The following is a 12351-nucleotide window of genomic DNA, read 5'->3' as shown; positions in this document are numbered from 1 at the left end:
TAACATTCCGCACAAACAATACGAATTACTTATTTACCCATACCGACACCTCCAGAAACTTAAACGCGCCAACCACCAGACATTGACACTTACACTCAAGAAACTCATCACAAGAAACCCAGCCACTTACTCCCTAAAGAACACAAATAAAAAACACTAAAACACCATACCCATTGACTTGGCACTCGCCACGGCCTGAGTTCGTCGCGCAACACCTAACTTCCCATGTATGCGTCTGGCGTGCGTCTTTACCGTATGCAGAGAAATAAACAGTTGATCCGCAATTTGTTGATTTGAGTATCCCTTGGCAATCAGACCTAAAACTTCCAACTCTCGTAGACTGAGCAGACCGCTGTCACTTATGGCCTTGTTACCAGGCGATTCGACGACCTTGTTATTGAATGTACTCAACAAATCAGGTTGACGCAGTTTCAGTTCATTTAATGCCTGGTGCAAACCATGGTGACTGGACATTTCCAACCCCTTCTGCAAGTGACGACGTGCCGAAGTCAGATCGCCTTGAATGTAGGCAGATTCGGCCAACACCAGATGAAGGTCGGTTTCCAGCCACAACATTTTGCGTTGTTGCGCCGCCTCCAGCAAAAGCTGGAGGCGGCCGAGCGGATTGTGCGCTTTGCGCAAGCCAACTTGCGCAAGGATCAACAAGTATTCAATGCGCGGAATCAACTCAACTGTCGCGGGTGGCGCTTGCAAAGCATTCGGTCCTTGGTAGTGTCGCAGCAGACGTGTCATGGCCTCGCATACCAGCTCGGGACGTCCCTGCTGTAACCAGAACAGGCTGCTGACTTGCAACAGCACGCCCCGGTACACTGTTTCCGGAATCAACCTTTGTTGCATCAGACGCTCCGCGTCACGCAGCCATACGAATGCCTTTTGATAATCCGCCTCATTGGCGGCCAGCTGCGCCAATCCCAGATAGCCATACAACACCCGCTTGTCTTGATTGCGCTTGCAATCGTCCATCCCCGACTGAAAAAACACAGCCGCCGAGGCATCCTGGCCCTGACTCAGTGCAATGCGCCCACGGCGCAAGGCTATTCGCCCCAGCAAAGGACTCAGGCGGTTCGACTGCCGGGCGAGCAGATCATGCACGCTCGCCAGCAGACTTTCAGCCCGAGGCGCCGCGCCGCGCTGCTCGAGTAGTTGCCCGTGATCGAGTTCAAGCAGAGCTTCGACAACCAGCGAACCTTGCGCCCGCGCCAGACACAGCGCCTGGCGATTCAGCGTGTGGGCCAAATCCAGTTCCCCGCGCAACAGAGCCTGTTGGGTCAACCCTGACAGACACATCACCCGAGCGATCCACTTATCGGGATCGAGTACTTCCAGCGCTTGCGAAAAGTGTTCATGAGCGGCCACCATTCGCCCTTCCAGATGCAGTAACCAGCCTTGCAATGTTTGCCAACGCGAAATCAACTGCCGCTCAAGCGCTGGCGAAGGCTGGGGAATGAATACCCCCAGGTGCCCGATGCATTTCGCTGCCTGTTCAAAACGACCGGCAAAGAGCAACGCAGCGGTAAACAGCTCGACCAGTTGCGGAGTGCTCAGGGTCAACTCCCCACCTTGTTGCTCGTGCAATCGCACCAATAACACGACCGTTTGCTCTTCAAACAACTGTTCGAAACTAAAGTGCTGCAGCAGGCTGACTGCCGCTTCATATTCTTCTGCCAATAACGCCTGTTCAAATGCCGAGCGCCAATCCCGTGCGGCACTGAACCACTGACAGGCACGTCGATGCCATGTGCAGCGCGACGGTAATTGCTTCTCGCACACGACGCGAGACAGGGGCGGAAAGATGTGCAACCAGTCCCCGGAATCATTCCAAGGCTCAATAAAGCAGCCAAGCATTTGCAATGTACGCAGGTGTACAGCCCCCTCCCCGGCGCCGAACAGATGCTCGCATAGTTGCGCATTGAAGCGCGGCATTTGTGCAAGCACGCGCCAGACTTCGATGAGTTCCGGCGTGAGGCCACTGAAGAGTTCATGTTGCAGGTAATCGAGCAGCGTATCGACGCGTTGTTGTGGTTCAGTTGTCTGCGACCAATCGCATTTGCGCAATAGCGCCATGCGGACGCCGGCACACCAGCCAGCGGTTCGCTGGTAGATTCGCGCAGCCACGTCCCTCGCCTGCTCGGCGGGCAAGTGCTTCAGCGCATGGGCGATTTCTGTTTGGGTGAGCGCCAGCGTCGAGCTTTCGCACTCGTACAGTTCATCATCGAGCAGCAGACGGGGCCAGTTGCATTGCGGACGTCTACGCGCGCCGATCCACCAGACACACGCGGGACTGCTGACCGTCAATAACCGATCAAGCAGCGCGTCCAGCGACGGATCCGGCAAACGGCAGTAGTCATCGATAAACAGCCAGGTCGGCCTCGACCAGCGACTCAGCGCAGTGACCAGAGCGGACTCCGTTGCTTCGACCAGTCCCAACGCCTGCGCCAGGCGCAGACAAAAGTCACTGGTACTCAATGCCGCGCCCGCCAGCGGCAACCAACCTACTTCGCAGCGTGGCGGTGCCTGCAGCAGGCACTCGGCAAGCAGCGCACTCTTGCCACTGCCGGCAGGTGCGCAGATCAACCTGACCCGCGCCACCGACTCAAGCAGTGGCTCGCTCAAGCGAGGGCGAGGCTGATGATGAGAAGAAAGTCTGGGCAGAAATCCGGGGCGATCCAGACAGGCAGTCATGGCGGTCATCGGGTGAGCCTTTTTATCGTTGTGCCTTCACCCTAGCCCTCTCCCATGGACTTGTTGACGAGTATTCAGCGCGCTGATTGGCAGCCATAAAAAAGGCGACCGAGCGGTCGCCTTTTGTCCACTGATGTATCAGAACCGTTACCGCACACCCTCTGCACGCAAGGCCGCTGGGGTGTAGTCGGCAGCCTTGGCTTCGAAGTCGAATATATAACTGTGCTTCTCTTCGTTCTTCATCCCCAAGGCAATGTAGCGACCGGCGATGATGTCGTAGAGCGCTTCGAGTGTGTAAGCCTGTGCCTGATGCTCGTAGTGATATTCAGAGTGACCTTCGGCGACGCGCCACAGCTGTCCGCGACCGTCATAGTGGTCCGCGAGCGCCACCTGCCAACTGTCTTCGTCGATGTACATGTGACGCTTGGCGTAGATGTGCCGCTCGTTCGGTTTCACCGTGCCGATCACTTCCCACACCCGGTGCAGTTCGTAACGGGTCAGATCCTGATTGATGTGCCCCGCCTTGACGATGTCGTCGTACTTGAGACTCGGCGAATCGAGTTTGTAGCTGTTGTACGGAATGTACATTTCCTTTTTGCCGACCAGTTTCCAGTCGTAGCGATCCGGTGCGCCGGAGAACATGTCGAAGTTATCCGAGGTACGCAGGCCATCGGCGGCGGTGCCCGGGCCGTCATAGGCCACTTGTGGAGCACGACGCACGCGACGCTGGCCGGCGTTGTAGATCCATGCCAGACGCGGTTCCTTCACCTGATCGAGGGTTTCATGGACCAGCAGCACGTTACCCGCCAGACGTGCCGGCGCGGTCACTGATTGTTTGAAGAAGGTCAGCACGTTGGCGGCTTTTTCCGGGTCGATATCCTTGATCAGTTGCGGCACGGCGATCTCTTCTTCGAAGCGGATCGGCGTGTAGCTGCCGTTGGTCTGCGGGGTGACCTGAGTGATGATGCGTTTGACGTTGCCGCCGTGGTAACGGGTGATGTGATTCCACAACACCTCGACGCCGTTCTTCGGAATCGGGAACGCGTAGTAGCGATTGCCGGTGAAATTGGCCAGGCCGTTACCGTCATTGATGGTGGTGACGTTGAGCGCGCTGCGCTTGGCCGATTCGTAGATTTGCGCCGGTGCGGCGACGGTGCGGTGAGTCGGGTAGACCGGGATCTTGTAGGTTTCCGGATAGCGTTTGAACATCGCTACCTGGCCATCGGAAAGTTTGTCCTTGTACTTGTCGACATTGGACGCGGTGATGGTGAACAACGGTTTTTCATTGGCGAACGGGTCAGCGAGAAAGCCTTTGCTGTCCACCGCGGCGGCATTTTTCGGGATGCCGCCGGTCCATGCCGGAATCGAACCGTCAGCGTTGCCGGCCTTCTCGGCGCCGAGCGGGGTCAGGCTGGTGCCGAGTTTGTTGGCCTCTTCCGGCGACACCGCCGCCATTACGTTGGCCGCCAGAAAACTCAGGGCCAGCACACCACATTGCAGAATCATTTTGCGCATTGCAGTCATCCTTCTCGGGCAGATCAGAAGTTCACGCCGAAGCTCAGTGCGACGAAGTCACGGTCTTCGAGGACGTTGTAGTCGCCACCGAAAAAGTCGGTGTAACTGAGGCTCGCGGTGTAGGTGTTGCGGTAGTCGGCATCGACGCCGAGGCTGATCGCTTTCGCGCCTTCGTTGAACAGCCCGTTGGGCCCGTAACCGGCGACGTCGTGCGACCACGACAGGTTGGGTTTGAGGTTGATCCCGCCGATCACGTTGGCGTAATCGAGGATCGCCCGGGCGCGGTAGCCCCACGAGGTCGACGTGACGAAGCCGTCGGTGTCGCCACCGAAACCGTACTGGCCGTACACCGAGTCACGGCCATAACGCAGCTTGTCGCGCGACTCCAGGCCGCCAACCCGCACCACCGCCGCTTCACCGACCAGGGTCAGGCGTTGAGCGCCCCAGACCTGATCGAAGAAGTGCGTGAGGGTGCTCTGGATTTGCGTGACTTCCTTGCGCCGATAGCCTTTGTTGTCCGCTCCCGGTGACGTCGCAAGTGGCGACGCCGTGCCACCGGCAATCGGATTGAGCAGCGCCAGCGTCAGGTCGTTGGTGTTGACCTGCACCGGGGCATTCGGCCGGTAGCTGATCTCGCCGGTCCACGCGGTACCGGTGGGCAAAGTGGTGGAGAAACTCGCGCCGTACAGGCGAATGTCTTCCGGATACTCAAGGTAGTACTGGCCGCGCCCGAGCATCACGCTCTGCGCCAGACCGGAACCGCTGCCGGGCGCCAGACCATTGGCGATACCGACCATGCCCGGCAACGCCGCCAATGTCGAAAGCCCGGCCGTGGTAGTGCCTACCGTCGGCGTACGACTGTGGTAGTTCATGAAGTAGAGACCGTACTCAGTGTCATCACCGAGCCAGCGCAACGCCGTACCCCACTGCCCGGAATCCCGCGCATCACGGTCGCCGCCACGCGGGATCACCACGCCTTCGCGGGTGACTTGAATGCCTTGGCCGAAGGCCTGAGTCAACGGGACAAACGGCGCAATCGCCGGGTTACCGACGGTGTAGCCATTGTTGCAACCGTCCGCCGCCACATCGACACCGAAGAAGGTGCCGCAGTTGTCGAGAACGGTCTGGTCCCATTCCAGTTGATAGAAACCTTCGACAGTCAGTTGATCGGTCAGGCCTTGCGATCCAAACAACATGTTCACCGGAATCAGGCCTTCCTTGATCTCGGCACCGGGACGGCGAAATGCGGAAACGTCGATCGGGTTGATGCTGTTGATCGAGTTGCCGATGAAAGTACTTTCGCCCCAGCTCACCACCTGTTTGCCCGCACGCACAGTGCCCGGCAGGTCGGCGATGGAATAGTTGTGGTAGACGAACGCATCAAGGATTTGTGCGCCGGAAGATTTCGCGCCTTCCTTGCGGCCACTGTCGCTGATCGGTTTGAACTCGCGGTCCTCGTCCTTCAGTTCGAAGTCGTACCAGTACTTGCCGCGCACGAAGACGCCGGTGTCGCCGTACTTGAGTTCGAGGTCGTGAATGCCTTTGACGATTTTCGAGAAGGTCTCGCCCTTCTTGAAATTCAAACGCCCGTCATCACCCGTCGAGGATTGCCCGGTACCACCATTGACTGTGCCGACCAGCGACTTGTCGGCATCGCGCAGGCCCCAGCTCGCACCGATCGACAGCGACGAATCGAAGGTACCTTCAATCTCGCCAATGTTGAACGCGACCGCTTGCGCCTGGGCGCAGCAACCCAAAGCCACCGCGGCTGCCAGCGCCTGCGGTGTGAAGATGGCGCGCATTGTTTTTGTTGTCATGCGTCTTCCCCGGTGAGTGACAGAAGGCCCCACCCTACTGCCGGGCAACCGCGTCGATAAGCGCACCAAGGAGGTATTCGTGTTGTCGCTCGAAAGGATGAATGGCCTTGCGGGGCGGGACTTTGCGCCGCTCATGGATCGGCTGGATGAAGGATCATCAGTGCCGCGCATGGTGCACATCGGATCACGGGACTGTTGCATGCCCCGCAACAGTGCATGTCCGGAATCGGTATTTTTCCTACGCGTTCAAGACCTTATTCTGAACGCGCTTTCACGTGACACGCCGCAAAGCACGAAGCCAGCTCCGCTGAATGACTGAAGCGATTGGCAACAGATTTCAGATAAATCGAAGGTTCGGTTTATCGCCCCGGTGTTCACTGACGTTGATTTGTAGCTCCTTGATCCAACGTCTTACCTTGGCCGCTGCGTTTGCAGCGGCCTTTTTTATGCCTGATGAAAAGTTAAACGCCTCACTCAGCGAAAAACTTCCGAGAACAATGTCGGACGTTTCTCTGTTCGCAGGAGAACGATGACCGACAAATTGAAAGTCCTGGAAAGTTCTTCCAAAACAAAACCTGTTTACTTACGAAGTTCTCAGATTTTGTAACCTGAAATCTGTTGTAACTTGAAACGCCTCAAACACTCGCCGGTGACATGGACGTCACTATTGGCCGCACTGACTTGCCGGCGACTTATCGCGCACATTCAAAAGGATATGAATATGCAAAAGCCTCCACCATGGGAATTGACCGAAGCTGTCCATACAACGGCAATAGCACCCGCCGGAATACCCATAATACCTGCAACTATTAAGAACATTCCGAACAGCGGAGCGTTCGATTCGGTCAGCGCCACTCGAGCCAATATTGCTGAATTTAACGAACGCACGGCGCAAATCACTCATGAGTTTAAAACTCGCACAGAGCAAATACCCCATTCAATTGAACAGGAGCTGGCCGCGACACGCCTGGAAGGCACGACTCACCCACTTCCTCCCGCGCAGGCAATCATGCGGGAACTGCAAGTTCGCCACACGTTAATCGCCAGAAAAACAGCCGAGCATCATCAGAAAACAGCAGTAGCCAATCAGTTTTTTGGGGACACACCGCTTAATAAAAACTTTCATGATTATTACGTAAAAGTCAGCCACAGCAGACGAACTTATGTTCTGGGTATTGCAGATGCCTGGGTCGTATCGTACAGGGCGGCACACGAAGCAAATTTACTGTCGCAAACCATTCAGTTGCTTAATCAACAGCAAATCGATGTGCACAAGTGGCTGGCAACTGTTCAGGCGCAAGCACAAGCGGCGGCAGATGCTCAGCGAGTAGCGGCAGAACGTGCACGGATTGCCCAAGAACAGCAACGTCAAAGAGAACTCGCCGAAGCCGCGCGCCTGGAGCAAGCAAGACTTGCGGCTCTGGCACAGACTCAGCGCTTGGCTGAAGAACGTACCCGCATCGCCGCCGAGCAACAACGCCAGAGTGACATTGCCGAGGCCGCTCGTCTTGAACAGGAACAGGTCCGCGTACGGGAACAGGCGCGAATCGCTGCGTTAGCTGAAAAACAGCGTCAGGACGCCCATCTGGCTAGCTTGGCTAGCGAAGTGGCTCGCATCAACGCTGAAGCTGAAGCTCAGGAAAAAAAACGCGTCGCAACATTGAAAGCAGCATTGGCAGAAGCGCAATTCAACATGGAAGCGGCTGCACAGGCGTTCGCTGCGGAACAGGCTCGTCTTAACGCTGAAATGGAACAGCGTATCGAGGCAATTCAAAGTCAGGTTCTAGCAGAGGAGCAAAGCCTGGAAATTCGTCGCAAGGTGATCGAGACCGCGACTAACGTTGCCAAAAGACAAGCGCGACTGGCGACGCTGAAAATCCAGCAACAACACGAAAACCAACGACATCTGCATGAGCTTCAAGCGGTTTCCAAACAAGAGGAGGAAGCCCTAAAGCAGAAACGTCAACCTCCAGAAATTCAACAGGTTTACCCTGCCTCAGGTGTTGTGGCTTCCACCAGACCGCACCTCTCCTTCTCCTCGACAGCCATTCGTCTTCCTTCCTCGGCAGCATCGGCAATTCTTGATTCGCTGAGGGTGGGATTACTGACCGTGAAAGCGGCAGCCACTGCGCTGATCAGCGGTCCGGTATTGGTAGGTTTTGCGGCGCTGCTGATGCCTTCACGCCTGGGCAATGGCGAGCGCTTTTCCATGAGCGTGCCGCTTGCCGAGTTGTCGTCGGAGTCTGCACAGACACTGCGTGAAACAGCCGATCGGCAAGGCACGCTGGAGCTGCCTGTGGGCTTGGGCGTAAGGCGGCTCGGGGCTGGCGCGGAAGTCTTCGTCGCCACAAGCGATGACTTCCATATCCGCTCGAGTGTGCTGGTTCTGAATGCGGCCTATGACTTGCTGAATGATGTTTATGAAGTAGCGCTGCCAGATTCGCCGACGGACTTTCTGACCTGGACGCCCGCTATCTCGCCGGGTGACAACTCGACCGAATCGCCCATGGTAGATACCGACTCCCCGGCGTATACGGGCGCTCCGATTGTTCCGATCGAAGGACGGCTGGACCTGAATCCGATTCTGGTCGAAGGCTGGGAACGATTCATCATCGTGTTTCCCGATGACTCGGGGATTGCACCGCTTTATGTGGTGTTTAGCAGTCCTTATGCGGGGGCAACCACCAAGGGTGAATACAGTGGCCGCGATTTCAATCCAGAGCAGGCTGGTGGGCCAATACTTGACCTGGATTGGCGAACGGCGGTTATCACTCAAACCGGAATTGATGCTGTGAAACTGCATATCGCGAGGCTTGACCAATCAGATGCCAACGAAATCATGATTCAACGCTTGGAAAAAATTCTATGCGGGCACTGGGAGTTCACCGATACGGATTTACGCTATTACACTCATGAAGTACGCGAGCTCGAGAGGTTTCGCGCGCTGGGACTGGGTGACGATTTCAAGCCAGACAGGGAGTCGCCTCTTTGGAACAATGCGCATACGGCTACGCTAGAAGATTTCAAGCTTCGCGACGATGAGTCTTTGCTCTATTCCCAAGACGCCATTGCCGCTGCAGACAAGCAAGATGAACTGTTTTTCAAGAATCTGTTGAAAGGAGGTAAGCAATGAGCATCGTCGAGCAAATAGTAAAAAATGAATCTGTAGAAGATGTACTAACCGTGTTCGCACTCGGCTCCGCCATCCCTTCCCTAGACAGAATGTTTGGGCGCTACAGGTACGAAGTTATTGCAAGCGGCGAACTTCTTGAAACCTATGCACGACTCTTCGAGCAAGGCGTTTTGGCCAATGGCAGCGGACCAGTTGCCGTCAAAGGGCCTAACTGGCGAGCGCCTAGGTTTATGACTGACAACACGTATTCTTAAGTAGCAATGCAGGCCACCAAGCCCAAGCTTGGTGGCCTCACCCCTTAAAGCGAATACTTCTGCAAATTCGCCATCATCTCTTTCAGCGCCTCAATGTTGTCCTTCGGATGCGCCGCCCCTTCGAAATCACAAATCTGCTGCCAGTGCGCCGCGACATCTTCCGGCGAGAACCCTTCGCGAGGGTCGAAGCCGGCACCGAGGCTGCGTTCCCAACGCACCTTGCCCATCCAGCCGCCACCTACTTCGAACAACCCGGACGTTTCCTGGCATTGTTCACTGGCCAGATACACCACCAACGGACTGACCAGTTCCGGTTTCAGTTGCTCGAACACTTGCGGCGGGATCAAGCCTTCGGTCATGCGCGTGCCGCCGGTTGGCGCGATGGCATTGACGAGAATGTTGTTCTTGCGGCCTTCGATGGCCAGCGTGCGGGTCAGGCCGTAGAGGCCCAGTTTGGCCATGCCGTAGTTGGACTGGCCGAAGTTGCCGTAGATGCCTGAGGTCGAGGCGGTGAAGATCACCCGGCCGTAGTTTTGCTCGCGCAGGTGCGGCCACGCGGCGCGGGTGACTTTGTAGGCACCTTCGACGTGGACGCGGTAAACCAGATCCCAGTCGGCATCGTCCATTTTGTGGAAAGTCTTGTCGCGCAGGATCCCGGCGTTGTTGACGACGACGTCGACACGGCCGAAGGCATCGAGAGCGTTCTGCACCAGTTTGTCGCCGTCGGTGACCGAGTCGTGGTTGGCTTCGGCAATGCCGCCGGCCTCGCGGATTTCCGCCACTACGCGGTCGGCGGCGGAGGCGTTGGCGCCTTCGCCCTGCGTCGAGCCGCCGAGATCATTAACCAACACCCTGGCACCCTGCTTGGCAAACAACAATGCGTGGGCGCGTCCGAGGCCACCACCGGCTCCGGTGACGATGACGACTTTATCTTCGAAACGCACAGACTCATTCATCGCAGCAACTCCAGCAGGCCAGTATTGAGCCAGAGTTTCAGGCAGACAGCTTTTGGTCACAATGAATACGGCTGAGGCTGAATGGTGTGCGATAAGGTTGGGGGATAGTGAAGATCAAAAGATCGCAGCCTGCGGCAGCTCCTACATTAGATTTGTGTAGGAGCTGCCGCAGGCTGCGATCTTTTGATTTTCAGGAGCAGGCGACTTTGCGCGGCGGCAGCACAAAACGCTCACGAAACGCTAGGTAGTGCTTGAGCACCTGCACTGGCGCCTCGGTCTGTGGATAGTGACCGATGCCCGGCAACAACACCGTGTCCGCGTCGGGAATCAATTCGCGGTAACGCTCGACCATGTGCGCCCCGGAAATCGGATCGACCTCGCCATCGATCACCCGCAACGGAATTTCACCGCGCTGCATCGCCATCACCCAGCGATCACGCTGCACCCGACGCTCGGGGATGTAGCTGATCAACTTGTGCATGATCCGCGGCCCGCGATTGCTGTCGATCAGGCTCCAGAAATCGTCCAGCTCGCTTTCGCTCGGCCGCGTTTGCGGGCCGAAGATCTGCCGGAAGCTTTTCACCAGAGCATCGCGGGTGAATGCGCGGCCGATCATCCAGCCCAACGGGCTGAGCAGCAGTTTCTGCATCAACACCGGACGATGGGTTTCCGGGAACAATCCACCGTTGAGAAACACACAACTGGCCACTTCGATCTTGTCTTCGTAGTGCCGGGCGAGCAGTTCCTGCGCAACGCTGTCACCGTAATCGTGCGCAAGCACATGCACCGGCTGGTCGATCTGCAGATGCGCGAGCAACGCCTGCTGCAAATCCGCCTGCTCAAGCAAACTGTAGGTGTGATTGATCGGTTTGGCCGAATCGCCAAAGCCGAGCATGTCACAGGCGATCACCCGATAACGCTGGGCCAGTGGTTGCCAGAGGTAATGCCAATCCCAACTGGCGGTCGGGAAGCCGTGGATCAGTAGCAGTGGCTCACCCTGCCCCGCCGCCCAGTAACGGATCGGCTGGCCACGAAAGACAAACGTCTGGCTGCGTTTGCGCCAGACACACAGAGGAATCTCGGCAAGTGGCATTAGAGTTTATATCCGGGGTCTTGTTTATCGAGTTTGCGCAGCAACGCCGGCCAGGCCAGCGCACCACCCATGCCTTGAGCACTTTTGGTGACGCCGGCGATCATCGCTTTGGCGCCCGCCAGAATTTGCGGTTCGATGGCGATGAGTTCAGCACCACCGGTTTGCGCCATGACCTGGATGTCGCAGGCGCGCTGGAAGGTGAACATCATCAGAAACGTATCGGCGATGGTGCCGCCACAGGTCAGCAGACCGTGGTTGTGCAACATCAGGAAATTGTTCTCGCCAAGGTCGGCCTGCAGGCGCGCTTTCTCTTCGTGGTTCAGCGCCACGCCTTCGTAGCCGTGATAAGCCAGGCTCGAGAGCACGAACAGCGACTGCTGACTGATCGGCAACACACCCTGCTTTTGCGCCGACACCGCGACACCGGAAGCGGTGTGGGTATGCAGCACGCAAACCACATCGTGCCGCACTTCGTGCACGGCGCTGTGGATGGTATAGCCGGCGGGGTTGATTTCGTAAGGGCTGTCCATGAGTTTGTTGCCGGCCTGATCGACTTTCACCAGGCTCGACGCGGTGATCTCATGGAACATCAGACCGAACGGGTTGATCAGGAAATCTTCGGTGCCCGGCACCTTGGCGGAAATATGCGTAAAGATCAGATCGTCCCAGCCATGCAGCGCGACCAGACGATAACAAGCGGCGAGATCGACTCGGGTCTGCCATTCCGCAGCACTGACCTGGTCTTTGACATTAAGGGACGATTGGACGGAGGCTACGCTCACTGTATGCACCTCTGCGTTCTTATTGTTCTGCACGTACGACCAGTCTAGTCAGGCGCAGAGCATCGCGTAGTTGCATTGGCAGCCAGCTTGATGACTGA

8 protein-coding genes are annotated in these 12351 nt (G+C 57.0%); 2 read left to right on the top strand and 6 right to left on the bottom strand.

What is annotated here, in order from left to right; translation table 11 throughout:
- Nucleotides 1-156 precede the first annotated feature (156 nt).
- From HU718_RS05660 to HU718_RS05650, 3 genes are all read right to left on the bottom strand, one after another.
- Nucleotides 157-2712 (bottom strand): LuxR C-terminal-related transcriptional regulator, encoded by a 2556-nt coding sequence (locus tag HU718_RS05660; RefSeq protein WP_186616540.1) that lies wholly within the window; start codon nt 2710-2712, stop codon nt 157-159.
- Between the two features lie 138 nt (nt 2713-2850).
- Nucleotides 2851-4218 carry a DUF1329 domain-containing protein gene (locus HU718_RS05655; protein ID WP_150705969.1) on the bottom strand — a complete coding sequence of 456 codons (1368 nt, stop codon included), beginning with the start codon at nt 4216-4218 and terminating at the stop codon, nt 2851-2853.
- Nucleotides 4219-4241: 23 nt separating this feature from the next.
- Entirely contained in the window at nt 4242-6035 is a 1794-nt protein-coding gene (locus HU718_RS05650) for a DUF1302 domain-containing protein (protein ID WP_186616541.1), read from the bottom strand.
- 721 nt (nt 6036-6756) lie between these two features.
- Here HU718_RS05650 and HU718_RS05645 point away from each other — a divergent pair.
- Together HU718_RS05645 and HU718_RS05640 are read left to right on the top strand one after the other, a co-directional pair.
- Nucleotides 6757-9168 (top strand): S-type pyocin domain-containing protein, encoded by a 2412-nt coding sequence (locus HU718_RS05645; protein ID WP_186616542.1) that lies wholly within the window; start codon nt 6757-6759, stop codon nt 9166-9168.
- Nucleotides 9165-9422: a hypothetical protein gene (locus HU718_RS05640; protein ID WP_016987012.1), complete on the top strand. Its 258-nt coding sequence runs from the start codon at nt 9165-9167 to the stop codon at nt 9420-9422. The genes HU718_RS05645 and HU718_RS05640 overlap by 4 nt, the downstream gene beginning before the upstream one ends.
- Nucleotides 9423-9466: 44 nt before the next feature.
- On the opposite strand, the gene HU718_RS05635 is transcribed toward HU718_RS05640, so the two are convergent.
- From HU718_RS05635 to HU718_RS05625, 3 genes are all read right to left on the bottom strand, one after another.
- A complete protein-coding gene (locus HU718_RS05635; RefSeq protein WP_077571170.1) occupies nt 9467-10378 on the bottom strand; it encodes an SDR family oxidoreductase in 912 nt (303 codons plus the stop codon).
- Nucleotides 10379-10568: 190 nt separating this feature from the next.
- A complete protein-coding gene (locus tag HU718_RS05630) occupies nt 10569-11471 on the bottom strand; it encodes an alpha/beta fold hydrolase (protein ID WP_186616543.1) in 903 nt (300 codons plus the stop codon).
- Entirely contained in the window at nt 11471-12253 is a 783-nt protein-coding gene (locus HU718_RS05625; RefSeq protein WP_186616544.1) for a class II aldolase/adducin family protein, read from the bottom strand. The genes HU718_RS05630 and HU718_RS05625 overlap by 1 nt, the downstream gene beginning before the upstream one ends.
- Nucleotides 12254-12351: the final 98 nt, after the last annotated feature.

Source organism: Pseudomonas tensinigenes (genome assembly GCF_014268445.2).
In the GTDB taxonomy this organism is placed as follows: Bacteria; Pseudomonadota; Gammaproteobacteria; order Pseudomonadales; family Pseudomonadaceae; genus Aquipseudomonas; species Aquipseudomonas tensinigenes.
This window is presented reverse-complemented; position numbering and strand designations above follow the sequence as displayed.